This window comes from Agrobacterium tumefaciens (genome assembly GCF_017726655.1).
GTDB lineage: Bacteria > Pseudomonadota > Alphaproteobacteria > Rhizobiales > Rhizobiaceae > Agrobacterium > Agrobacterium tumefaciens_B.
In genome coordinates, this window is the sequence record NZ_CP072309.1 from 1,376,348 (window position 1) to 1,398,255 (window position 21,908).

Here is a 21,908-nt window from a genome sequence, read left to right on the forward strand (position 1 = left end):
ACGATTGAAATGATTTCAATCGTTTGAAACTTTTCCTCCGCGTGCACTTACCAAAAGACAAGGCCGGACAAGCATGGCTTGTCCGGCCTCGTGTCAGGCAAGTGAGATAAGTTTACTTGGCGGCGGTCAGGATGGCAACGCCCGGCAGTTCCTTGCCTTCCATCCATTCTAGGAACGCGCCGCCGGCGGTCGAGATGTAGGAGAAATCGTCCGATACCCCCGCATGGTTCAACGCAGCGACGGTATCGCCCCCACCGGCGACGGAGATGAGCTTGCCGGCTTTGGTGCATTCGGCTGCATGTTTCGCCGCAGCCACGGTTGCTGCATCGAAGGGCTCGATTTCGAATGCGCCGAGCGGGCCGTTCCAGACGAGGGTCTCGGCGCGGGAAATCCAGGCCTTGATGCTTTCAACGGATTTTGGGCCCACATCGAGAACCATGGCATCGGCCGGAATAGCGTTGATATCGACGGTTTCGTTAGCGGCACCTGCCTTGAACTCGCGCGCGACAACGCCATCTTCCGGCAGCACGATGGCGCAGCCGGCCGTCGCCGCTTCGATCATGATATGTTTTGCGGTTTCGGCCAGATCATGCTCGCAGAGAGACTTGCCGACATTTGTCCCGCGCGCCGCGAGGAACGTGTTGGCCATGCCGCCGCCGATCACGAGGGCATCGACCTTTTTGACGAGGTTCATCAAGAGATCGATCTTGCTCGAAACCTTGGCACCGCCGACGATGGCAACCACCGGGCGAACGGGCTGGCCGAGGCCTTTTTCCAACGCCTCGAGTTCGGCCTGCATAGTGCGGCCGGCATAGGCAGGCAGATGACGCGCCAGCCCCTCGGTCGAGGCATGGGCGCGGTGGGCCGCGGAAAAGGCGTCGTTGACATAGATATCGCCATTTGCTGCGAGCGCCTCGACGAAAGCGGGATCGTTCTTCTCTTCGCCCTTATGAAAACGGGTGTTTTCCAGAAGCAGGATGTCACCGTCATTCATTTTTGCAACGGCGTCTGCCGCCGGTGCGCCGACGCAGTCGCTGGCGAAGGAAACGGCATGGTCCAGCACGTCTTCAACGGCAGGCACGATCTGCGAGAGCGACATCTCGGCGACCGGCTCGCCCTGTGGACGGCCAAAGTGGGCGAGCAGGATGACTTTGGCTCCCTTTGAAGACAGCTCCAGGATAGTCGGCGCGACGCGCTCGATCCGGGTCGCGTCCGTCACCTTGCCATCTGCGACCGGCACGTTGAGATCAACGCGTACAAGAACGCGCTTTCCGGCGATGTCGTTGAGGTCGTCGAGGGTCTTGAAAGAGGGCATGGGTCGATCCTGATTTGTTGCGAGTTCGGCAGGGAACATACTATGCCTGAATGCCGACGCAAGTCGGTCAACCCTCATTTTCTCTCACGGTATTGGGAGGCGCAGGCACGTTCTCCTGGTGGTCCTGAAGGCGTGGCTGGCGCCTGCGCGCCACGTATTCCCGAACGCGATTGAGGATTTCCGAGAAGCTGATGAAGATCGGGAGGCTGGTTGCCGGCTCAACCGGTTCAAGCGAAATTCCGACGCCGGTGATCGCCTCATGTTCGTCCAGCGCCCGCACGATCAGAACGATGGAGCCAAGACGGACCCGATCGGCATAATCAGCCTTGCCGGCAAGGCGTGCCTCGATCAATTCCGCGACGCTCATCGCCTGCTCGGTAGGCGACAGCAAACCGGGACCATAGGCTGCGTCCAGTTCTTTTGCTGGGCGGGTGGGCGAGATCGCGAATGTGCCGAAGAAATCGGCATCGTCATCTGCAACGGGCAGGGCGCTGGCAAACAGCCGGTCGATCAGCCGGGAGTAACCGGGCGCTATGAAGAGATAAACGAGGTCGTTTTCACGCAGCCGCCCGGCATATTGGTAGCGGATCGACTTGCCGTCGCGCACGACGAGTGAAGGCATCGCCCAGCGCGGAATGCGCTCGCCCTGCATGATGGCGCTGCCTCTGGCGACGCGATAGGAAATCAGTTCGTGATTGGCCGTGCCGGGAAGGTCTACCTCCAGCTTGTCCACTTCGCCCATGCGTGGAGGCACGATAAGCCCCAGCCGTGTCGCCACCGGCTTGATGGTCCAGCCCTGCACGAGAAGCGATACCAGCACGATGATGAAGGCGGCATTGAAATAGATCTGCGCATCATCAAGCCCGCCAAGAATTGGCATGATGGCAAGCAGGATCGAGACCGCTCCGCGCAAGCCGACCCAGGCGACGAAGGATGTTTCCTGTTGCGTGTAGTTGAAAGGCATGAGGCTCAGCCAAACGGCGAGCGGACGGGCGACGAAGATCAGGAACAGCGCCAGCAGGATGGCTGGAATCGCGATTGCTGGAAATTGCGACGGCGTCGCAAGCAGGCCGAGCATCAGGAACATGATGATCTGGGCAAGCCATGTCAGCCCCTCGTGGAAGCGACGGATGGTTTCCTTGGCAAAGATCCTGCGATTGCCGGCGACGATGCCGGCGACATAGACCGCCAGAAAGCCGCTGCCGCCAATCGTGCCGGTAAAGGAAAACACGAGGAGCGCCAGGGCTAGCACGAATATCGGCGCCAGTCCGCGGTCGGCGGCGAAACGGTTGACGACGGTGGCGATCATGAGGCCGCCCAGCACGCCGAAGATCACGCCGAGCCCCATTTCCTCAACAAAAAGCAGCAGAAAACCGCTGTCGATACCGGAGAGGCCCTGTCCTTTGGCGATGATCTCGACCAGGGCGACTGTGAGGAAGATGGCCATCGGATCGTTGGTGCCGGATTCGACTTCCAGCGTCGAGCGCACCTGGTCGCGAATGTGGATGCCGCCGATGCGCAGCAGGAAGAAGACCGCTGCCGCATCGGTTGAGGCGACGATAGCGCCAAGCAGCAGGCCTTCGAGCCAGGAGAGCCCGAGCAGCAGGGCGGCAGCGCCTGCAAAGAAGACGGATGTTAAAATGACGCCGACCGTAGCAAGCGCCATTGCCGGCGCCGCGGAAAGTCGGAAAGACTGGATCGACGTGCCAAACCCGGAGTCGAACAGGATGACGGCGAGCACCAGCGAACCGAGCATATAAGCGAGAGGGTTGTTGGTGAATTCAATACCGAGACCGTCCACACCCGCCGCGAGTCCAATCACGAGGAAGAGCAGCAGCAGCGGCGCACCGAAACGGTAGGCGATCAGGCTCGAGAAGGCAGCGACAAGGACAAGAACAGTTGCCACCAGCAACAGAAGATAAAATGATTCCACGTCCACCGCCTCTTCACGCCGCGCTGGCCGCTGCAATGATTGCTCTGCACGTTCGCAGTCAATGCGCCACGGGTTGCGATCTGTCAGCGCTTGTTCGGCGGCGTTGAAAGGTGACGCAAGGCGGGGTGTATCGAAAGATACGGCAGGGCCGAAGTGCATTGCGCACGACCGTTATCCCTGCGTCACTTGTCCGTTTCAAAATGGACCAGACAAAGGCAGGAACTTGAAAACTTGGCGGCACTTGAGAGGAAAAATCCGGAAATAAAAAATCCGGCAGGATTGCTCCCGCCGGACCTGCATTGATTGAAGATTATTCGTTAGATTGTCTTCGCGAAGGCGACGGCCGTGTCCGACATACGGTTGGAGAAGCCCCACTCGTTGTCGTACCAGGACAGAACGCGCACGAAATTGCCTTCCATGACCTTGGTCTGGTCGTTGGCGAAGATCGACGAATGGCTGTCGTGGTTGAAGTCGCGCGAAACCAGCGGCTCGTCCGTGTAGCCGAGGATACCCTTGAGCTTGCCGTTGGCGGCGGACTTGATCGCTTCGTTGATTTCACCGACCGAGGTGGCGCGCTTGGCAATGAACTTGAAGTCCACGACCGAAACGTTCGGGGTCGGAACGCGGATCGACGTGCCGTCCAGCTTGCCCTTAAGGTGCGGCAGAACCAGACCAACGGCCTTGGCAGCACCGGTCGAAGTCGGGATCATGGACAGGGCTGCGGCGCGAGCGCGGTATAGATCCTTGTGCATGGTGTCGAGCGTCGGCTGGTCGCCCGTGTAGGAGTGGATCGTGGTCATGAAGCCATGATCGATGCCAACGACGTCATCGAGAACCTTCACGACCGGCACCAGGCAGTTGGTGGTGCAGGACGCATTGGAAATGACCAGATGGTCCTTGGTCAACTGGTCGTCGTTGACGCCGAAAACGACCGTCAGGTCGGCGCCGTCAGCCGGTGCCGAAACGATGACGCGCTTGGCGCCGGCCGTCAGGTGGGCAGCGGCCTTGTCGCGGGCGGTGAAGATGCCGGTGCACTCGAGCGCGATGTCGACGCCGACTTCCTTGTGCGGCAGCGTTGCCGGATCGCGAACGGCGGTGACCTTGATCGGCTTGCCGCCGCCAACGATGATCGTGTCGCCTTCGACCTTTACCTCGGCCGGGAACTTGCCATGGATCGAATCGTAGCGCAGCAGGTGTGCGTTGGTTTCAACCGGGCCGAGGTCGTTGATGGCAACGACTTCGATATCGGTGCGGCCGGATTCGACGATGGCGCGCAGAACATTGCGGCCGATGCGGCCGAAGCCGTTAATGGCAACTTTTACAGTCATTTACAGTCTCCCGAACAAAAATGGGCGTGGTCTTTGCTGAGTGGTAAGGGCTCTCGAAGCCCTCACGCAAGTTTTGCCTCGACGGCGGCGACAACGGCTTCCGCCGTGATGCCGAAGTGCTTGAAGAGATCCTTTGCCGGGGCCGACGCACCGAAGGAATGCATGCCGACGAAAGCGCCATCGTTACCGATGAAGTAATCCCAACCCTGGCGGATGGCGGCTTCCACCGCGATCTTGACCGGAGCCTTGCCGATGATGGCGTTGCGATAGGTTTCCGGCTGTTCCTTGAAGAGTTCGAAGCAGGGAACGGAAACCACGCGGGCGGATACGCCCTTGTCCTTCAGCGTTGCGGCAGCCTTCAGAGCCACTTCGACTTCCGAACCGGAAGCGAAGATCGAAACCTTGGCATCGCTGGCGGAAACGAGTTCGTATGCGCCGTAAGCAGAGAGGTTCTTTTCTTCATATTCCTTGCGCGACGGAGCGAGATTCTGGCGGGTGAGTGCCAGCGCTGACGGGCGATGCTTCTGTTCCAGCGCCAGCTGCCAGCATTCCGCCGTCTCGGTCTCATCTGCCGGGCGGAAGACGAGCAGGTTTGGAATGGCGCGAAGCGCTGCGATCTGCTCCACCGGCTGGTGGGTGGGGCCGTCTTCGCCAACGCCGATGGAATCATGCGTCAGAACGTGGACGACACGGATGCCCATGAGGGCAGCCAGACGGATCGACGGACGGCAGTAATCCGAGAAGATCAGGAAGCCGCCGGCATAGGGGATGAGGCCGCCATGCAGGGCGATGCCGTTCATGGCAGCGGCCATGCCGTGCTCGCGGATGCCGTAATGAAGGTAACGGCCGGAGAAGTCCGTCGGCGTGATGGACTTCATCTGGCTGGTCTTGGTGTTGTTGGACGGCGTCAGGTCGGCAGAACCGCCGATCATTTCCGGAAGCACGCCGTTGATGACTTCGAGCGAGTCTTCCGATGCCTTGCGGGTTGCAACGGTCGGGTTGTTCTCGATGATCTTCTTCTTGAAAGCGTCGATCGAGCTGTCGAAGTTGCCCGTCAGGTCACCGGCGAAGCGACGCTTGAACTCGGCCTTCTTGGCCGTCTCAGTCGCTTCGAGGCGGGCTTCCCAGTCCTGGCGGGTCTTGGTGGAGCGCAGACCGGCAAGACGCCACGCATCCAGCACGTCTTCCGGAATGACGAAAGCTTCGGCTTCCCAGTTCAGGCTCTTGCGGGCCGCAGCGATTTCTTCTGCGCCGAGCGGGTTGCCGTGGACCTTATGGGTACCCTGTTTGTTGGGCGCGCCGAAACCGATGACGGTCTTGCAGGCGATAAAGGTCGGACGATCGGATTTATGCGCGGCCTCGATGGCAGCGGCAATCGCGTCGGGATCATGGCCGTCAACGCGGATCGTGTTCCAGTGAACGGCCTGGAAGCGGGCGATCTGGTCGGTGCTGTCGGAAAGACCAACTTCACCGTCAATGGTGATGTTGTTGTCATCCCAGAAGAGGACGAGCTTGTTCAGCTTCAGGTGGCCGGCAAGCGCAATCGCCTCATGGCTGATGCCTTCCATCAGGCAGCCGTCGCCGCACAGGACGTAGGTGAAGTGGCTCTGCAGGTCGGAGCCGAATTCTTCTTCGAGCTTGCGCTCGGCGATCGCCATGCCAACAGCGTTGGCGATGCCCTGGCCGAGCGGGCCGGTCGTCGTTTCAATGCCGGTCGCATGGCCATATTCGGGATGGCCGGCGGTCTTGGAGCCGAACTGACGGAAGCGCTTGATTTCGTCGATCGTCATGTCCTCGTAGCCCGTCAAATAGAGCAGCGAGTAAAGAAGCATCGAGCCATGGCCCGCCGACAGCACGAAGCGGTCGCGATCCGGCCAATGCGGCGCCTTCGGATCGAATTTCAGGTAGCGGGTGAAGAGAACGGTGGCGACATCAGCGGCGCCCATCGGCAGACCGGGATGGCCGGAATTGGCCTTCTCCACTGCATCCATGGCAAGAAAGCGGATCGCATTGGCCATCCGGTTGTGTTTGTCGCGAGAAATCATGGCTTTTCCGTCTGTTTCCGGGTGAAAGGAGATAGTTTTACGCAACTATCCAAAAAGCGGGTTGATCCATAGCAGGTGAGGCAGGCAAGTCAATAAATCGACGGGCAATTGCGGTTCTGCGGTCGATAAAAATCGTTTCGCAGAGCGGGGGCTGGAACGGATTTGGTGTACCACCCAGCCTGGTTTCTTCGTTCATCCACAGAGCAAAACGCCACAATGCACTGGTTTGATTGACGGGATGGTAAATCGGGTAATAACCTCGTGAGCGTTTAAGTGGCCTGAAACCGGACGATTCGGCCGGTGACGTGCGAGTTGGAAAAAACAATGTCGGCTGAGAAGACCGTGCAATCTGCGCTGACGGAGCTGAATGCTGCCATCACAAATCTCGAAAATGCCATCGATATGCGTATCGAGCGGCAGCGGGAGACGGGCGAAATCGACAATGAGGTCAAACGGGTCCATGTCGATCGAGCGAGACTTGCGCAGGAGCTTGATCAGGCCGAGTTTCGCGCCAACCGTCTTGAAGAAGTCAATCGCGAGGTTTCCCGTCGGCTGGTAACGGCGATGGAAACGATCCGCGCGGTGCTGGATCGATAGGAGCGGGCTCATGGCGCAAGTCACAGTTATGATCGACGGCAAGGCCTATCGTATGGCCTGCGAGGCAGGGCAGGAGGAACATCTGACCGATCTCGCCACCCGTTTCGACCGGTATGTCGGGCATCTCAAGAGCCAGTTCGGGGAGATTGGCGATCTGCGTTTGACTGTCATGGCCGGCATCATGGTGATGGACGAGCTTTCCGAGCTCAATCGCAAGATCGATAAGCTTGAAGGCGAGGTGGCATCCCTTTCGCGCAACCGTGACGGCATGGCCGAGCACAAGGCCAAATCGGATGAACTGGTGGCGCTTGCCATCGGCGACCTGGCGGACCGCCTGAACGGTATCACCGAAAAACTGCTGGCGCGGCCAAAGCCGGCGACGCACTGACTGTTAGATGCTTCTGTTACGGTAAAATTTCGCTTCCCGCCTCTGGCGGTTTTCGCTGATCCGTCCTATATCTTGGTTGCGTTCTGCGCTTCCCGACAGGAACCACAATCCCTGGGGCCATACTCGATCCAAAGGGAGCTGTCCCTGGCCAGTCCCGTGGGGCTGGACACACGGTGCCCACCTACTTTTGTAGGCACCCAGGATCGTAACTCTCCATCGGTCGCCGTGGAACGCACTTCAGGCTTCGGATCAAACCGGTGCTTTTTCCATTTCTGATATAGTCGACAGTGATTTTTCATGGCTGCCGGAGGCGGCTTTTTTATTGTGTCGTCATTGCAATGGCGGAACAATTCCCTATTATCCGGATTGGTATGTCTGTCATGCCCTTTAAAAAGGGGCGCTGCGGTCACAACCGCGACGTGCCGTTCAACAGCCCAAAGAGCTAAACTTGTTTACTGAAATTATGATCGTGGTCCTGCTCACCGTATTGAACGGTGTGCTTGCCATGTCCGAGCTTGCCGTTGTCTCCTCCAGACCGGCGAGGCTTAAAGTGCTTGCCGCTCAAGGCAGCAAAGGCGCCACGCTGGCGCTCACGCTTTCCGAAAATCCGGGACGCTTTCTTTCGACCGTTCAGATCGGCATCACGTTGGTCGGCGTGCTGTCCGGCGCATTTTCAGGCGCAACCCTCGGCGCCCGGTTCACTGCCTGGCTGGTGGAACAGGGCGTGCCAGACCGTGCCGCCGATGCGCTTGGCGTCGGTTCGGTGGTCGTCGCCATCACCTATCTGTCGCTCATCGTCGGGGAACTCGTACCGAAGCAGATTGCGCTGCGTGATCCCGAAAAGGTCGCCGCGCGCGTCGCTCCCACTATGTTGTTGCTTTCCAAGATCGGCGCGCCGCTGGTGTGGCTGCTCGACCGGTCGGGCAAGGCGGTCCTTGCCCTGCTTGGCCACAGCGGCGAGTCCAATGCGTCTGTCACGGACGATGAAATTCGCACCGTTCTGGCCGAGGCCCACAGCGCTGGCGTGATCGAAACCGAGGAATCGGCCATGATCACCAGCGTCATGCGCCTTGCCGACCGCAATGCGCGCGGACTGATGACGCCGCGTCGCGATGTGGAGGTGGTTGATATCGAAGACACGGCGGACGAAATCCGCGAACAGTTGCGCCAGACCCAGCGCTCGCGCCTGCCGGTGCGAAACGGCGCTTCGGACGAGATCCTCGGTGTGCTTTTTGCCAAGGATGCCTTCGATGCCCTCGCTTCCGGCAAGGAACTCAATATCCGCGAACTGCTTCGTGAGGTTCCCGTTGTTTCCGACCTGACAAGTGCGGTCGACGTCATCCAGTCCCTGCGTCGTTCCACCGTGCATATGGTGCTGGTTTACGACGAGTACGGCCATTTCGAAGGCATCATCAGTTCCGGCGACGTTCTGGAAGCTATTACCGGTGCCTTCCAGGAAGAGGACGATGAAGAGCCTGCCATGGTCGAGCGCGAGGATGGTTCGTTCCTGGTTGCCGGCTGGATGCCTGCGGATGAATTCGCCGACCGCATGGGTTTCCAGATCGCCGAGGATGCCGAGTTCGAAACCGTCGCCGGTCTGGTTCTCGATGAATTCCGTCGTCTGCCGGAGCTTGGCGAACACGTGACGCGGAATGGCTGGCGTTTCGAGGTTATCGACCTCGATGGGCACCGCATCGACAAGGTTCTTGTGAGCCGGGCCGCCTGATGTTCGGCGACGCTGGCGAAAAAGCACGGTTGCGCGGCGAAAAACTCGCCGCGCGTGACACGTTGACGCCTTTGGAACGGCAGCAGAAAAGCCTTTCCATAACAGAACACGGTGCCACCGGCCTGCCATTTGCGCCGGGCACGGTGATTTCCGGTTTCATGCCGATCCGCTCCGAAGCTGATATCCGTCCCCTGATGGAAGCGTTGCGTGGGCGTGGTGCGCGTCTGGTGCTTCCAGTCGTTCTGGATCGGGAGACGATTGTTTTCCGCGCTTTCGATGTGGACACGCCGCTGGTGAAGACCGGCTTCGGCACGACGGGCCCGGGCGAGGACGCGTACGTTCTGGATCCCGATATGCTGCTCGTGCCACTCTCCGTGTTCGATGGCCAGGGCCAGCGGGTCGGCTATGGAGCGGGGCATTATGACCGCGCCATTGCCCGGCTTTATGAAAAGGGTAAAAACCCTGTTCTCGTCGGTGTGGCGTTCGACTGCCAGGAAGCGGCCTCCATCCCCGCCGAGCCGCATGATGTCCCGCTTCATGCCGTCCTGACCGAGAGCGGTCTGCATTGGTTCTCTGCCCCGTCGTCGGTTCCGTTCAGCGGGCAAAACGCGGTTTAGCACTTTTTAAAAGATCGATTACCCGCTAGAGGGGACGAAACATCGAAACATGCGCAAGATCGGGGCGGGTGAATGAGGCTGCTTTTTCTCGGAGATATGGTTGGCAAGACAGGTCGTACGGCCGTCTGGGAACGATTGCCGGGTCTTATTTCCGATCTGAAGCTGGATTTTGTCATCGTCAACGGTGAGAACGCGGCCGGCGGGTTTGGAATCACCGAAGACATCTATCTCGAGACCATCAACGCCGGTGCAGATGTCGTAACCACTGGTAACCATGTCTGGGACCAGAAGGAAGCTGTCTCCTTCAGCGAGCGTCACGACCAGTTTCTACGGCCGGCCAATTATCCCGATGGTACGCCGGGCAAGGGTTCCGGCCTGTTTTACGCCCGCAACGGCGCACGCGTGCTCGTCGCCAACATCATGGGGCGGGTCTTCATGCATCCGGAACTGGACGATCCCTTCAAATCCGCCGAGACCATTCTTGCTGCCTGTCCCCTTAAGGAGCAGGCCGATGCCATCATCTTCGACTTCCATGCCGAGGCGACCAGCGAGAAGCAGTGCTTCGGTCATTTTGTGGATGGTCGGGCGAGTTTTGTCGTCGGCACCCACACTCATGTGCCGACGGCCGACGCACAGATCCTGAACGGCGGTACGGCCTATATGTCCGATGCCGGCATGTGCGGCGACTACGATTCCTCACTCGGAATGGAGAAAGAGGAGCCGATCAACCGCTTCATTTCCAAAATGCCGAAAGGACGTTTCGAAGCCGCGAGTGGCCCAGCGACGATCTGCGGCGTTGGTGTTGAAATATCCGACCGCACCGGTCTCGCCGAAAAGATTGCGCCCCTGCGTCTTGGCCCGAGGCTTTCGGAAACTATCCCGTCTTTTTGGGTTTGAGCCCCTGAAGCGTTCACAATGACGCGAGGGCAGACGTTCCTGCGCTGTTGTCGCTGGACGCTCCGCAAAACCTGCCGCATCTTCCTAAACTTCGCAAGTTCAGGGGAGTGGCATGATGCTGCGCGTGCTAATGCTTGCAATATCCGGGCTGATCGCGTCAACGGCTGGCGCCTTCTCGCAAACGGCCAGCAGACCACCTGTCAGCCAATGCCAGGCGATCGCCAGCAACATTCCCGACGTTACCTTCGCAAGCTTCAAGTCGCCTGATATTCAATTGGCGCAGGCGACAGCGAAGGAAGAGGTGAAGATAAGCTTCATCGGTCACTCCACCTACCTCATCGAGAGTCCCGGCGGGGTCACCATCGCGACGGATTATAACGGTGTCTTTCGGCCACCAGTCACGCCGACTGTGGTGACGATGAACAGGGCTCATTCCACCCACTTCACGCTTAATCCGGACCCGGCAATCCAATATGTCCTGCACGGCTGGGGCGAGGCGCCCGGCGAGAAGGCAGATCACAAGGTACTGGTCGGCGACGTTTATATTCGTAATGTTGCAACCGATATTCGCAACCGATGGGGCGATTACGAAACGTTCCAGGAGAATGGCAACTCCATCTTCATCTTCGAGGTTGCCGGACTTTGCATCGGCCATCTCGGCCATCTGCATCACGAACTGACGGACACGCATTATGCGGAAATTGGCCGGCTGGATGTGCTGATGGTGCCGGTTGACGGCGGGTTGACCATGGGGGCGGATAGCATGAGCCGGGTGGTTAAGCGCCTGCGCTCCGCGCTCATTCTGCCGATGCACCGCACCGGGCCGCCGCTCGAGCAATTCCTTGGCATGTTTGCAGGGAATTTTCAGATTGCCTATGCCGGCGATTCTGTCATTCGCGTGTCAATGAGAAACCTTCCCCGCCAGCCTCAGATACTGGTGCCAAAAGGCATGTAACTGGTGGCGGGCGAGGAAGGCCGGGGGAGCTGTGATCAGGCGAAGGTGAGGTGCTGGCGCACGCCCACGTCGGGCATTTTTTCATCCGACATGTTGGCTTTTGCGATTTCCCAGCCGAACTTGAGCTTGCTGTCGGTGGAAGCCCAGATATCGGCGTCGTCGACGTGAAGCGCCAACATCACCAGCTCTGGATCGCTCTTGCCGTGCTCGTACCAGGCGGCCGTGACGGAATTCCAGTATTCATCGAGCTTTGCTTTATCGTCGCGGACTTCGAGAACGCCTGACAGGCACGCGTGATAATCATGGTCCTTGCCAATGACGCAGAAATGGGCGCGAGAGCCGGACTTCAGGGATTTTACGAGGTCCGTATCTCTTTTGGAGAAAAACCAGATCGTGTTCGTCTTTGGGTCAGCGTGGGGTGCCATTGGCTGCATGTGACTGTGCAGGCCCTCCAGGCCAAGCATGCCGGCATGAACGGAATTGATTTCGTCCCAGAGCTGGCGGGCCGGGGCTTCTCTTGCTTCAGTCAGACTGACCATATGTTCTCTCCTTCCGGTTTGATGCCTCGGCGGAGAGAATTGGCGCTCTTCTCTGCCGGTTCTCCATCAAAACGAGAAGCGATTAATTCAGTTCCTTCAATTGTTACGCTAAGAGAAAGCGCCTGCGGGCTTGAACGATGCGCTTATCGCACTTATAAGGCCGGCAATCTCCAAATTTCGACAATCAGGTTATCCATGGCTGGTCATTCACAGTTCAAGAACATCATGCACCGCAAGGGCAAGCAGGACTCCGTGCGGTCCAAAATGTTTTCCAAGCTTGCGCGTGAAATCACCGTTGCTGCCAAGACGGGCATGCCCGACCCGAATATGAACCCGCGCCTGCGTCTGGCCATCCAGAACGCCAAGGCCCAGTCCATGCCGAAGGACAACATCGAGCGCGCCATCAAAAAGGCCTCAGGTGCCGAAGGCGAGAACTATGATGAAGTCCGGTATGAGGGCTATGGCCCGGGCGGTGTCGCTGTCATCGTTGAGGCTTTGACCGATAATCGTAACCGCACCGCGTCCAACGTCCGCTCCATCTTCACCAAGGCTGGGGGCGCGCTGGGCGAAACAGGTTCGGTTTCGTTCTCCTTCGACCGCGTAGGCGAAATCACTTACAAGGCGGAAGTCGGCGATGCCGACAAGGTCATGGAAGCCGCTATTGAAGCCGGCGCCGACGACGTGGAATCGTCTGAAGACGGCCACACCATCATCTGTGGATTCGAGGCGATGAACGAAGTCTCCAAGGCGCTGGAAGGGGTGCTTGGCGAAGCCGAAAGCGTCAAGGCCATCTGGAAGCCGCAGAACACGGTGCCGGTCGATGAAGAAAAGGCGCAGTCTTTGATGAAGCTTATCGACAATCTCGAAGACGATGACGATGTCCAGAATGTCTATTCGAACTTCGAAGTCTCAGAAGAAGTCATGGCCAAGCTTTCAGCTTGACCTTTCGTGGCTGACGAAAAGCCCCGGTAGCGATCCGCTCCGGGGCCTTTGTTTAGGCGGCCTTCTTTATGGAGGTTCGCACGTCGGCAAAGATCTCCACGGAGCGCAGCCGCTTCTCGATATCATGGATCGGCATCGACACGATCAGCTCATCCGCCTGCGTTTCCGCAAGGAAGCCGTCGAGATGACGCTTGATCGTCTGGGGAGAGCCAACGGCCGCGAAACGCAGCGTGTGCTCGACCGAGAAACGCTCCATCTCGTTCCAGTAGTCGTCCATGCTGTCCACCGGCTTTGGAAACTGCGTTCGAACGTTGCGGCGCAGGTTCACGAATTGCTGCTGCGACGAGGTGAACAGATGCTGCGCTTCCTCGTCCGTATCGGCCCCGACGCCCATCACGCCGACCATCACATAAGGCTTGTCCAGAACCTCTGAAGGCTGGAAACGCTCGCGATAGATATGGATCGCTTCCATGAGCATATCGGGCGCGAAATGCGATGCGAAGGAATAGGGCAGGCCGAGTGCTGCGGCGAGATGCGCACTGTAGATGCTCGAGCCCAGCAGCCATATCGGAACGTTCGAGTTCATGCCGGGGACTGCGAGGATGGCCTGATCGGCCTGCGGTGGGCCGAGGTAACGCTGCAACTCGACAATGTCGTGTGGGAAATTTTCAGCGCCCGCATCAAGGTTACGGCGCAACGCCCTTGCCGTGCGCATATCGGTCCCGGGGGCACGACCGAGACCCAGATCGACGCGGCCGGGCAGCAGCGCGGCGAGTGTACCGAACTGCTCCGCGATGACGAGCGGCGAATGGTTGGGCAGCATGATGCCGCCCGAGCCGACACGGATGTGTTTCGTGGCCGCGCCGACATGGGCGATGACAAGCGAGGTCGCGGCGCTGGCAATGCCTGGCATGCCGTGGTGTTCAGCAAGCCAGATGCGATTGTAGCCGTGGTCTTCTGCCTTGATCGCCATGCGGCGGGAATTTTCAAGCGCCGCACTGACGCTCTCGCCTTCGCCAATCGGCGACAGGTCGAGAATGGAAAAAGGGATCATGCCGACACTCCTGCAATAAGTCGTTGCTGCGGATGTAAGGCGGTTGGCGACATTTACCAGACAGGTCGCGCAGAATTGAAGGATGATTCAAAAAAAATGGGGCCTCCGAAGGGGCCCCGATTTTTTGCCGGCGGCTCTGTCTTAGCCGGCGCGCCTGAGTTGACTGCCGCCTCTCGCCTTTGCTGCGTCAGAAGTGGAAGGCAGCACGAACTGCCCGAGCCTGCCATCCATTTCACCTGCCTCGGAAGCAAGGCTGTGAATGGCTGCCGTCGTTTCTTCCACCATTGCCGCATTCTGCTGGGTCATGGTGTCGAGGCTTGCAACGGTGCTGTTGATTTCCGACAGCGTGTGCGCCTCCTCTTGTGTGGATTCCATGATCTCTTCAATACGTGCGCTGATGGTCTGCACGTGCTTGCCGATGCCGGTGAGTGATGCGCCGGCCTTTTCCACCAGCGTGACGCCGGCGGAAACCTCGTCGGTGGAGCGTTTGAGAAGGCTGGTGATTTCCTTTGCCGCGGCGGCAGACCGCTGCGCCAACTCGCGGACTTCCTGCGCGACCACTGCGAACCCCTTGCCGGCTTCTCCTGCGCGCGCCGCTTCAACGCCGGCGTTGAGCGCCAGAAGATTTGTCTGGAAAGCGATTTCGTCGATGACGCCGATGATCTGGTTGATCTGGCGCGACGACGTCTGGATGGCTTCCATGGCGGCGATCGTCTGTTCCATCACGCGGCTCGATGCAGTTGCCTCCGCACTGGCGTCGCGCGCAATGCGCGTGGCCTGTTCGGCGCGCTCGATCTGGTCACGGACGGCCTCGGTAATCGCCTTGATGGCGCTGGCCGTCTCGGTGATGGAAGCCGCCTGTCTTTCGGTGCGCTCCGCAAGTTGATCGGCCCCCACGCGCATTTCCTCCGAGCCGCCGCGCACGGCAGCGGAATTGCCGCCAATGGCTTCCATGGTCTCGCTCAGACGGGCGAGGGCTGTGTTGAAGTTGTGGCGCAGGCTCTCAAGATCAGCCGGAAAAACGGTTTCTATGCGATAAGCCAGATTGCCATTCGCCAACCGGTCAAGCCCCTCATCCAAGGAATGGACGACCATCTGCAGAGTCCCGGCCTCTGCCTCCCGTTCCGCCAGATGCGCGCGACGCGCTGTTTCGGCTTCCTCTCGTGTGCGCGAAGCGGTTTCTTCCATCTCCCGCTGGAGAATGAGCTTCTCACGGAAACTGCCCAGCGCCCGCGCCATGCGGCCGATCTCATCCTTGCGGTCCTGATTTCCGATTTCCGCATCGAGACGGCCTGCCGCTACTTCGCCGGTCAGGCCTGCAAGCTTTTCGAGTGGCGCGAAAAGACGCCGGGCGAAGAAGGCCGTTGCCGCGCACATTGCAGCCAGAACGCAAAGACCGATGACAGCGAGCGTCCCGGCAATCGAGATCGACCCGGCATTCAATTCGCTGCGCAGCATGCTTTCCACTGCAAGATATTTTTCACCCGCAAAGGAAAAGGGTCGGGCATAGGCGTTTGCCTCGCCATCGGCGCGTTCGATCGTGGCGACTGTCATGCCCGCAGCGTTAAGGGCCTGCCCGTGAAATCCATAAATCGCCGGATCAAGGCTGACGAGTTTGCTGCCCTCCACACCGAGAACCTTGCCATCGGCAGAAATGATCGCGGATTGCTCGGAGCTGCCCGCCGAGACACCCTTCGTCAGGATTTGGCTGAAGACATCCTCCTTCACGCGGAAAAGAACGATGCCCTTGAAGGCGCCGAACTTGACCACGGGAACACCGAAATAAATGCCCGCTTCGTTTGTTGCGGCATCGATCCGAAGGCCGGAGAAGCTCGTCTGAGCCACATCGTCCACGGCCTTTTGGGCATTCGCAGCACCCCGACCGAACGCGGCGCCAAGACCGCTTTCCGCCCAGACGCCGTTATTGACGGTCTCCCCGAAGGCCGCCCCCTTGAGATAAGAGTAATAGACAGTGCCGGCCGGATCGATGAAGAGCACGTCGCTGAACGGCGTTCCCTTGAGATAACCGGCTATGTCCGTCTGGGTCTTTTCATGGGTTGAATAATAAAAGCCGCTCGGGTTTTCCGGCTTGATCAGCTTTTCCTTCTCGCTGAAGGGGTTTTCCTTGACGAAAACGCGCTGAAGCTCCGCCTTGGCGTCACCAGAGTTTTTCTGAACCGTGCCCCAGCCGCTTCGCATGGAGACGACCGCCATTTGCAGGGATTCGATCTTGGCGATGGAATCCGCCTGGGTTTTCAGCTGCTCGAGGCGTTCCTGAAGCATGTCGCCGCGGAAGACGAGAACGCTTTCCATGGACTTCGATGCCTGCTCTTCGAGAACGTGGCTGCTGCTCTGGTAGCCGAGAAGCGTGAGCGTCCCGGTCGAGATCGCCATCAGCGCTAAAAAAATAATCAGGACTTTGGTCGATATAGAATGAAAACGGTTGAGCATGGCCGATGCAGCCCCCAATGCCGGATCAGTTCCCGCGCCTCGGATGACGGGCGCCATTGGACGGCTGATTTGGCGAACATATTGCGCCGCGGCTCGTCATGGCCGCAGCTCCCCATTTTATTTTTGTGGGCGAACAATGCGGCACGCGGCTTAAGCAGTGGTAAATGCTGCACTGCAAATATGATGAATGTTGTCGTTTTGTTCACTTATCGCTGGCAGGGTCGGGGCCAGAAAGATAAGGTAGCTCATGCAAAACACGATTCGGATCATCGGCATCGACCCCGGGCTACGGCGCACCGGCTGGGGTGTCATCGACACCCTCGGCAACAGCCTCAGATTTGTCGCCTCCGGTACGGTGACGTCGGATGGCGATATGGACCTCGCCTCCCGGCTCTGCCAGTTGCATGATGGGCTGGCTGAAGTGGTACACGGCTACCAGCCGGATGAGGCTGCGGTGGAGCAGACCTTTGTGAACAAGGACGCGGTTGCAACGCTGAAACTCGGTCAGGCGCGGGGCATTGCCATGCTCGTGCCGGCGCGCGCCGGATTGCCTGTCTTCGAGTATGCGCCCAATGCGGTCAAGAAAGCTGTGATCGGCGTCGGGCATGGGGAAAAGCAGCAAATTCATATGATGCTGAAAATCCTGATGCCGAAGGCCGAATTCAAGGGTAACGATGCGGCGGACGCGCTCGCCATCGCCATCTGCCACGCGCACAATCGCGGTGGTGACAGGATGCGGCGGCTTCTGGCAGCCGGTTAATTACATTTTTAGTGAGCGGGCGGCATCATGATCGGAAAACTGAAAGGCAGCATCGAGGAAATCGGCGCGGATTACGTGCTGGTGGATGTGCATGGCGTCTGTTACGTCGCCTATTGTTCGGCGCGCACTTTGTCGAAAATCGGCTCTGTCGGGGAGGCTGTGGTGCTCTTCATCGAAACTTATGTGCGTGAAGACCAGCTGAAGCTCTTCGGCTTTCTCTCGGCGCTGGAGCGGGAGTGGTTTAATCTGTTGCAAAGCGTGCAAGGCGTCGGCTCGAAGGTGGCGCTGGCCGTTCTTTCCACGCTCTCGCCTTCCGAACTTGCCAATGCAATAGCCCTGCAAGACAAAACCATGATCTCGCGTGCACCGGGCGTTGGGCCGAAGGTGGCCGTGCGCCTCGTGACCGAGTTGCGCAATAAGGCCCCGGCCTTTGCGGGAGACGCTCCCGCCTCCATCGGGCTCAAGCAGGAGCTTGGAGAAGGTGTCGCTTCCGCGCCGGTCGCGGATGCCGTATCAGCGCTGACAAATCTTGGTTACTCTCGTGACCAGGCTGCCAATGCGGTTGCCGCTGCGCTCAAAAATGGCGGGGAGGGCGGCGATAGCGCCAAGCTCATCCGGCTCGGTCTCAAGGAGCTTTCGCGGTAAATTTCGTGAAGCGCGTTGTCGCGATAGTCATGCTATAGCGGCGACACTTGAGGAATTCGACTAGAACAATGGAATGCCCTGAATGAGCGATGCGGAGAGACTGATTACCCCGGAGAAGCGCGGCGAGGATATCGACACCACGCTGCGCCCGCAGTCGCTGGACGATTTTACGGGCCAGGCAGAGGCTCGCGCCAATCTGAAAGTGTTCATCGAGGCGGCCAAGAATCGGGGCGAGGCGCTTGATCATGTGCTCTTCGTCGGCCCGCCTGGCCTTGGCAAGACAACGCTGGCACAGATCATGGCGAAGGAGCTCGGCGTCAACTTCAAGTCTACATCCGGTCCTGTCATTGCCAAAGCGGGGGATCTTGCGGCGCTTCTCACCAATCTTGAGGAGCGCGACGTTCTCTTCATCGATGAAATCCATCGTCTCAATCCGGCGGTGGAGGAAATCCTTTATCCCGCCATGGAAGATTTTCAGCTCGATCTCATTATTGGCGAGGGGCCTGCGGCGCGGTCGGTGAAGATCGATCTCTCCAAGTTCACGCTTGTCGCCGCTACGACCCGGCTCGGCCTGTTGACCACGCCGCTGCGCGACAGATTTGGTATCCCCGTTCGATTGGCCTTTTATACCGTGGACGAGTTGGAGCTGATTGTCCGGCGTGGGGCGCGGCTGATGGGTCTGAACATGACCGACGAGGGCGCGCGCGAAGTGGCACGACGCGCGCGGGGAACGCCACGCATCGCTGGCAGGCTGTTGCGCCGCGTCCGCGATTTTGCGGAGGTGGCAAGGGCGCAGGCCGTCACCCGCGAGATTGCAGACGAGGCTTTGACGCGGCTTCTGGTCGACAATATGGGGCTCGATCAGCTTGATATGCGGTACCTTACCATGATCGCCGTTAATTTCGGCGGCGGCCCCGTGGGCATCGAAACCATCGCTGCGGGCCTTTCGGAGCCGCGCGATGCCATTGAGGACATTATCGAGCCGTATATGATTCAGCAGGGCTTCATCCAGCGTACGCCGCGTGGGCGCGTTTTGACCGGCACGGCATGGAAACATCTCGGCATGCAGCCGCCGAAGGATCTTGAGGCGGCGCAATTCCGTCTGACGCTGGAAGACGATTGAGGGAACAAGCCCGCCGCCGTTGCATTTGACCGTCTTTGGTACGGAGATGATCATGTCGGCATATCGCAAGGGTACGAAAGTGCGCTGGAAATGGGGCAAGGGCACAGCGGAAGGAAAAATCATCGAGACCTTCACTGAAGATGTCGAGAAAACGATTTCCGGCGCCAAGATAAAGCGCAAGGCAAGCAATGACGAACCTGCCTATCTCATCGAGCAGGACGATGGCGCGAAGGTCCTGAAAAGCAAGTCGGAACTCGAACACGCCGGTTGAAGGCGCCGCAGGGGAGGCGTCAGAAAGGGGAAGCTGATGCCTTACGATCCGTTGCGAGTTTTCCGCAAACTTGCCCGCAACAACCGTCTTGCAAATTTCAGGCTGCATCAGGCCTGCCGTCAGCTGTCTGAGGATGCGTTCGTTGCGCAGCGCGTCAGTTTCTTCCCGACCCTCAGGGCAACGCTCAATCACATTTTCATCGTCGACCGGTTTTATATCGATGCTCTCCAGGGAGGTACGCTTGGACACGCAGCCTTCGTGGTGAGCGAGCCCTACCCGACGGTTGCTGAGTTACACGAAGCGCAGACGCAGCTGGATAAAGCGTTGATTGCCTTTGTCGATGATCTCGATGAAGATGGCCTTGCCGGGATCGTTGATATACATCGGGGCGCGCGTGTGCAGCAGGATCGCTGCGATGATGTTCTCTCCCACCTCTTCCAGCATCAGACTCATCATCGCGGCCAGGCACATGCGATGTTGGCGGGCACGTCGGTCAAGCCGCCCCAACTGGATGAATTCATTGTGGGCGATGATGCAGGAGCAAGAAAAGAGGAAATGGATGCGCTAGGGTGGACGGAAACCGATTTGATGTTTCCAGCCCGCAGGCCCAACCATGACGCATGATAACAAGCAGGACACCCGCATCCGCATCAAGTTCAAGCCGAAACGCATCTTCCAGATGCGTGTCGCGGGACTTGCATTTCGCCACGGCCACGTGCTGGTGCACCGCGCGACGCATGAGAAATTCTGGACCTTTCCAGGCGGCCGCGCTGAAATGGGCGAACGCTCCGCAGAAACGCTGGCGCGCGAGATGGTGGAAGAGCTTGGCGTTGAGGCAAAGGTTGGACGCCTTCTCTGGGCGGTCGAGAATTTCTTCCACTACGAAGGCAAGGATTGGCATGAGCTCGGGTTCTATTACCTGATGGACCTGCCGGAGGGGCTCAGATTTCATCCCACGGACATCATCCACCGGGTCCAGGACGGCGATAACGAGCTTGAGTTTCGCTGGGTGGCTGCAACAAGGAAGGCATTGACCGAGCTTGATATTCCGCCTTATTTCATCGCCGATGAAATTGAAAACCTGCCGAAGACCACCAGGCATCTCGTGTGGGACGACGGCGATCTGGACGATAAATGACCTCTGCCCCCGAACGCCATATGATCCGGTTGGATCGCAAACCGCAGCTCTTCAGCATGCGTGTGGCGGCCCTCATTTTCCAGAATGAACATCTTCTGGTACAGCGTGGCGTGAAGGACGACTATTGGGCCCTGCCCGGAGGTCGTGCCGAAATCGGCGAAAGCTCCGAGCAAACCATCGTCCGTGAGATCGGCGAGGAGCTCGATCGGGCGTGTTCGGTGGAGCGCCTTGTATGGTCGGCGGAAAACTTTTTTGCCTATGACGTTTATTCGGCCCATGAGCTGGGGTTTTATTATCTCGTCTCGCTGGATCATCCTATGCCGTTCCATGACAACGATATAGTCCATCGTGTGGTGGATGGCATCGAAGTCGAATTTCGTTGGCTCCCCGCGCGCATTTCCGCGTTGATCGAGAACGACCTCCGCCCGCGCTTCATTGCAGAGCGGATAGAGGCGCTGCCCTCGCGGCACGAGCATCTAATCGTCCGCGAAGGCCGCACTGGCGCTGCTGAAAATCCCAAGGAGACAGTATGAACGAGCTTTTGGTTTCACTTTCGGGTGAACTGATTGACCATGGTCACCGCCTGATGCAACGCGTCTATTATGAGGACACGGATTTTTCCGGCCTCGTTTATCACGCGCGTTACCTGCATTTTCTCGAGCGTGGCCGGACCGATTATCTGCGTTGCCTCGGCTGCGAACAAAGCGCGCTTCTGACAGCCGATGAAGAGGGCCTCGTCTTCGTGGTTCACCGCATGGAGATCGATTTCAAAAGCCCTGCGCGGATGGATGACGTCCTGACGATCACGACGATTACCGAGAAGGCCGGTGGCGCGAAAATGGTGCTCAATCAGGAAATTCGGCGCGGCGAAACGCTTCTTGTCGCCGCCAAGGTCATCATCGCTGTCATCAATGCCAGCGGTCGGCCAAGGCGTTTGCCGGAGACGGTTGCAGAAAAATTCCTGAAGTAATTGAGCTGTTCAACCAGTAAATCCATCCGGTGTGGCACGGTCGTAACACTCCTTTAACCATAATGGTGTCTTACTTTAGCAACCGGCATTTGTGCAGTGCACGCCTTCCTTTCACCAAATTTATTGGCGAGTAAGGCTCACTGGCAAGTATCGGGGTATGGCAAAGGGGTTGGCGACTGCCGTCGCATAGCTTCGAGCGTTAACACGCGTTTGA

The 21,908-nt window shown here is 58.8% G+C and carries 22 protein-coding genes and 1 other RNA gene; 16 read left to right on the forward strand and 7 right to left on the reverse strand.

What is annotated here, in order from left to right:
• Positions 1 to 112: 112 nt before the first annotated feature.
• The 4 genes from AT6N2_RS20575 to tkt all read right to left on the reverse strand — a co-directional run bounded on the left by AT6N2_RS20575 (position 113) and on the right by tkt (position 6,621).
• Positions 113 to 1,315, reverse strand: a complete 1,203-nt coding sequence (locus AT6N2_RS20575; RefSeq protein ID WP_209091119.1) for a phosphoglycerate kinase — start codon at positions 1,313 to 1,315, stop codon at positions 113 to 115.
• Between the two features lie 67 nt (positions 1,316 to 1,382).
• The gene (locus AT6N2_RS20580) at positions 1,383 to 3,248 is read right to left on the reverse strand and encodes a potassium/proton antiporter (protein ID WP_144576673.1); all 1,866 of its coding nucleotides are present in this window, start codon (positions 3,246 to 3,248) and stop codon (positions 1,383 to 1,385) included.
• 317 nt (positions 3,249 to 3,565) lie between these two features.
• Entirely contained in the window at positions 3,566 to 4,576 is a 1,011-nt protein-coding gene (gap, locus tag AT6N2_RS20585) for a type I glyceraldehyde-3-phosphate dehydrogenase (RefSeq protein ID WP_209091121.1), read from the reverse strand.
• 62 nt (positions 4,577 to 4,638) lie between these two features.
• Positions 4,639 to 6,621, reverse strand: coding sequence for a transketolase (gene tkt, locus AT6N2_RS20590; protein ID WP_144576671.1), 1,983 nt, complete (start codon positions 6,619 to 6,621; stop codon positions 4,639 to 4,641).
• A gap of 324 nt (positions 6,622 to 6,945) precedes the next feature.
• On the opposite strand from tkt, the gene AT6N2_RS20595 reads away from it, so the two are divergent.
• From AT6N2_RS20595 to AT6N2_RS20625, 7 genes are all read left to right on the forward strand, one after another.
• Positions 6,946 to 7,218: a DUF4164 domain-containing protein gene (locus tag AT6N2_RS20595; protein ID WP_046799912.1), complete on the forward strand. Its 273-nt coding sequence runs from the start codon at positions 6,946 to 6,948 to the stop codon at positions 7,216 to 7,218.
• A gap of 10 nt (positions 7,219 to 7,228) precedes the next feature.
• Positions 7,229 to 7,606: a cell division protein ZapA gene (locus tag AT6N2_RS20600; protein WP_209091123.1), complete on the forward strand. Its 378-nt coding sequence runs from the start codon at positions 7,229 to 7,231 to the stop codon at positions 7,604 to 7,606.
• Positions 7,607 to 7,683: 77 nt separating this feature from the next.
• Positions 7,684 to 7,842, forward strand: a non-coding RNA gene (gene ssrS, locus AT6N2_RS20605) — 6S RNA.
• Positions 7,843 to 8,069: 227 nt separating this feature from the next.
• Positions 8,070 to 9,332 carry a hemolysin family protein gene (locus AT6N2_RS20610; protein ID WP_063950370.1) on the forward strand — a complete coding sequence of 421 codons (1,263 nt, stop codon included), beginning with the start codon at positions 8,070 to 8,072 and terminating at the stop codon, positions 9,330 to 9,332.
• Positions 9,332 to 9,949 carry a 5-formyltetrahydrofolate cyclo-ligase gene (locus AT6N2_RS20615; protein ID WP_209091125.1) on the forward strand — a complete coding sequence of 206 codons (618 nt, stop codon included), beginning with the start codon at positions 9,332 to 9,334 and terminating at the stop codon, positions 9,947 to 9,949. The genes AT6N2_RS20610 and AT6N2_RS20615 overlap by 1 nt, the downstream gene beginning before the upstream one ends.
• Before the next feature lie 72 nt (positions 9,950 to 10,021).
• Complete coding sequence (locus AT6N2_RS20620) at positions 10,022 to 10,846, forward strand: TIGR00282 family metallophosphoesterase (protein WP_063950372.1); 825 nt, start codon at positions 10,022 to 10,024, stop codon at positions 10,844 to 10,846.
• Between the two features lie 112 nt (positions 10,847 to 10,958).
• Positions 10,959 to 11,801 carry an MBL fold metallo-hydrolase gene (locus AT6N2_RS20625; protein ID WP_144576669.1) on the forward strand — a complete coding sequence of 281 codons (843 nt, stop codon included), beginning with the start codon at positions 10,959 to 10,961 and terminating at the stop codon, positions 11,799 to 11,801.
• Positions 11,802 to 11,836: 35 nt separating this feature from the next.
• Here AT6N2_RS20625 and AT6N2_RS20630 read toward each other — a convergent pair whose 3' ends face one another.
• The gene (locus tag AT6N2_RS20630; protein WP_209091127.1) at positions 11,837 to 12,340 is read right to left on the reverse strand and encodes a pyridoxamine 5'-phosphate oxidase family protein; all 504 of its coding nucleotides are present in this window, start codon (positions 12,338 to 12,340) and stop codon (positions 11,837 to 11,839) included.
• A gap of 195 nt (positions 12,341 to 12,535) precedes the next feature.
• Between AT6N2_RS20630 and AT6N2_RS20635 the strand changes: the two genes are divergently transcribed.
• Positions 12,536 to 13,282 (forward strand): YebC/PmpR family DNA-binding transcriptional regulator, encoded by a 747-nt coding sequence (locus AT6N2_RS20635; RefSeq protein WP_063950375.1) that lies wholly within the window; start codon positions 12,536 to 12,538, stop codon positions 13,280 to 13,282.
• A 52-nt stretch (positions 13,283 to 13,334) separates the two neighbouring features.
• Here AT6N2_RS20635 and AT6N2_RS20640 read toward each other — a convergent pair whose 3' ends face one another.
• A complete protein-coding gene (locus tag AT6N2_RS20640; RefSeq protein WP_063950376.1) occupies positions 13,335 to 14,336 on the reverse strand; it encodes an LLM class flavin-dependent oxidoreductase in 1,002 nt (333 codons plus the stop codon).
• Between the two features lie 141 nt (positions 14,337 to 14,477).
• Entirely contained in the window at positions 14,478 to 16,787 is a 2,310-nt protein-coding gene (locus tag AT6N2_RS20645; protein ID WP_209091129.1) for a methyl-accepting chemotaxis protein, read from the reverse strand.
• Between the two features lie 247 nt (positions 16,788 to 17,034).
• Between AT6N2_RS20645 and ruvC the strand changes: the two genes are divergently transcribed.
• The 8 genes from ruvC to ybgC all read left to right on the forward strand — a co-directional run bounded on the left by ruvC (position 17,035) and on the right by ybgC (position 21,694).
• Entirely contained in the window at positions 17,035 to 17,547 is a 513-nt protein-coding gene (gene ruvC / locus AT6N2_RS20650) for a crossover junction endodeoxyribonuclease RuvC (RefSeq protein ID WP_209091131.1), read from the forward strand.
• 27 nt (positions 17,548 to 17,574) lie between these two features.
• On the forward strand, positions 17,575 to 18,192 hold the full coding sequence (ruvA, locus tag AT6N2_RS20655) for a Holliday junction branch migration protein RuvA (RefSeq protein WP_209091133.1): 618 nt from the start codon (positions 17,575 to 17,577) through the stop codon (positions 18,190 to 18,192).
• Positions 18,193 to 18,274: 82 nt separating this feature from the next.
• Positions 18,275 to 19,315, forward strand: a complete 1,041-nt coding sequence (gene ruvB / locus AT6N2_RS20660; RefSeq protein ID WP_063950380.1) for a Holliday junction branch migration DNA helicase RuvB — start codon at positions 18,275 to 18,277, stop codon at positions 19,313 to 19,315.
• 52 nt (positions 19,316 to 19,367) lie between these two features.
• Positions 19,368 to 19,586 carry a DUF2945 domain-containing protein gene (locus tag AT6N2_RS20665; RefSeq protein ID WP_209091134.1) on the forward strand — a complete coding sequence of 73 codons (219 nt, stop codon included), beginning with the start codon at positions 19,368 to 19,370 and terminating at the stop codon, positions 19,584 to 19,586.
• Positions 19,587 to 19,622: 36 nt separating this feature from the next.
• Positions 19,623 to 20,210 carry a DinB family protein gene (locus tag AT6N2_RS20670; RefSeq protein ID WP_209091135.1) on the forward strand — a complete coding sequence of 196 codons (588 nt, stop codon included), beginning with the start codon at positions 19,623 to 19,625 and terminating at the stop codon, positions 20,208 to 20,210.
• Positions 20,200 to 20,724, forward strand: a complete 525-nt coding sequence (locus tag AT6N2_RS20675; protein WP_209091136.1) for an NUDIX hydrolase — start codon at positions 20,200 to 20,202, stop codon at positions 20,722 to 20,724. Before AT6N2_RS20670 ends, AT6N2_RS20675 begins: the two co-directional genes overlap by 11 nt.
• A complete protein-coding gene (locus AT6N2_RS20680) occupies positions 20,721 to 21,257 on the forward strand; it encodes an NUDIX hydrolase (RefSeq protein WP_209091137.1) in 537 nt (178 codons plus the stop codon). Before AT6N2_RS20675 ends, AT6N2_RS20680 begins: the two co-directional genes overlap by 4 nt.
• The gene (gene ybgC, locus AT6N2_RS20685) at positions 21,254 to 21,694 is read left to right on the forward strand and encodes a tol-pal system-associated acyl-CoA thioesterase (protein WP_063950384.1); all 441 of its coding nucleotides are present in this window, start codon (positions 21,254 to 21,256) and stop codon (positions 21,692 to 21,694) included. The genes AT6N2_RS20680 and ybgC overlap by 4 nt, the downstream gene beginning before the upstream one ends.
• The last annotated feature ends 214 nt before the right edge of the window (positions 21,695 to 21,908 follow it).

What these genes read in the sequence shown, in the direction of transcription:
- AT6N2_RS20645 (WP_209091129.1), bottom strand. Translation starts at nt 16,787, where the DNA reads ATGCTCAACCGTTTTCATTCTATATCGACCAAAGTCCTGATTATTTTT.
- AT6N2_RS20670 (WP_209091135.1), top strand. Translation starts at nt 19,623, where the DNA reads ATGCCTTACGATCCGTTGCGAGTTTTCCGCAAACTTGCCCGCAACAAC.
- gap (WP_209091121.1), bottom strand. Translation starts at nt 4,576, where the DNA reads ATGACTGTAAAAGTTGCCATTAACGGCTTCGGCCGCATCGGCCGCAAT.
- ruvC (WP_209091131.1), top strand. Translation starts at nt 17,035, where the DNA reads ATGCAAAACACGATTCGGATCATCGGCATCGACCCCGGGCTACGGCGC.
- AT6N2_RS20610 (WP_063950370.1), top strand. Translation starts at nt 8,070, where the DNA reads ATGATCGTGGTCCTGCTCACCGTATTGAACGGTGTGCTTGCCATGTCC.
- AT6N2_RS20595 (WP_046799912.1), top strand. Translation starts at nt 6,946, where the DNA reads ATGTCGGCTGAGAAGACCGTGCAATCTGCGCTGACGGAGCTGAATGCT.
- AT6N2_RS20575 (WP_209091119.1), bottom strand. Translation starts at nt 1,315, where the DNA reads ATGCCCTCTTTCAAGACCCTCGACGACCTCAACGACATCGCCGGAAAG.
- AT6N2_RS20615 (WP_209091125.1), top strand. Translation starts at nt 9,332, where the DNA reads ATGTTCGGCGACGCTGGCGAAAAAGCACGGTTGCGCGGCGAAAAACTC.
- tkt (WP_144576671.1), bottom strand. Translation starts at nt 6,621, where the DNA reads ATGATTTCTCGCGACAAACACAACCGGATGGCCAATGCGATCCGCTTT.
- AT6N2_RS20675 (WP_209091136.1), top strand. Translation starts at nt 20,200, where the DNA reads ATGACGCATGATAACAAGCAGGACACCCGCATCCGCATCAAGTTCAAG.
- AT6N2_RS20665 (WP_209091134.1), top strand. Translation starts at nt 19,368, where the DNA reads ATGTCGGCATATCGCAAGGGTACGAAAGTGCGCTGGAAATGGGGCAAG.
- AT6N2_RS20630 (WP_209091127.1), bottom strand. Translation starts at nt 12,340, where the DNA reads ATGGTCAGTCTGACTGAAGCAAGAGAAGCCCCGGCCCGCCAGCTCTGG.
- ruvB (WP_063950380.1), top strand. Translation starts at nt 18,275, where the DNA reads ATGAGCGATGCGGAGAGACTGATTACCCCGGAGAAGCGCGGCGAGGAT.
- ybgC (WP_063950384.1), top strand. Translation starts at nt 21,254, where the DNA reads ATGAACGAGCTTTTGGTTTCACTTTCGGGTGAACTGATTGACCATGGT.
- AT6N2_RS20635 (WP_063950375.1), top strand. Translation starts at nt 12,536, where the DNA reads ATGGCTGGTCATTCACAGTTCAAGAACATCATGCACCGCAAGGGCAAG.
- ruvA (WP_209091133.1), top strand. Translation starts at nt 17,575, where the DNA reads ATGATCGGAAAACTGAAAGGCAGCATCGAGGAAATCGGCGCGGATTAC.
- AT6N2_RS20640 (WP_063950376.1), bottom strand. Translation starts at nt 14,336, where the DNA reads ATGATCCCTTTTTCCATTCTCGACCTGTCGCCGATTGGCGAAGGCGAG.
- AT6N2_RS20600 (WP_209091123.1), top strand. Translation starts at nt 7,229, where the DNA reads ATGGCGCAAGTCACAGTTATGATCGACGGCAAGGCCTATCGTATGGCC.
- AT6N2_RS20680 (WP_209091137.1), top strand. Translation starts at nt 20,721, where the DNA reads ATGACCTCTGCCCCCGAACGCCATATGATCCGGTTGGATCGCAAACCG.
- AT6N2_RS20620 (WP_063950372.1), top strand. Translation starts at nt 10,022, where the DNA reads ATGAGGCTGCTTTTTCTCGGAGATATGGTTGGCAAGACAGGTCGTACG.
- AT6N2_RS20625 (WP_144576669.1), top strand. Translation starts at nt 10,959, where the DNA reads ATGATGCTGCGCGTGCTAATGCTTGCAATATCCGGGCTGATCGCGTCA.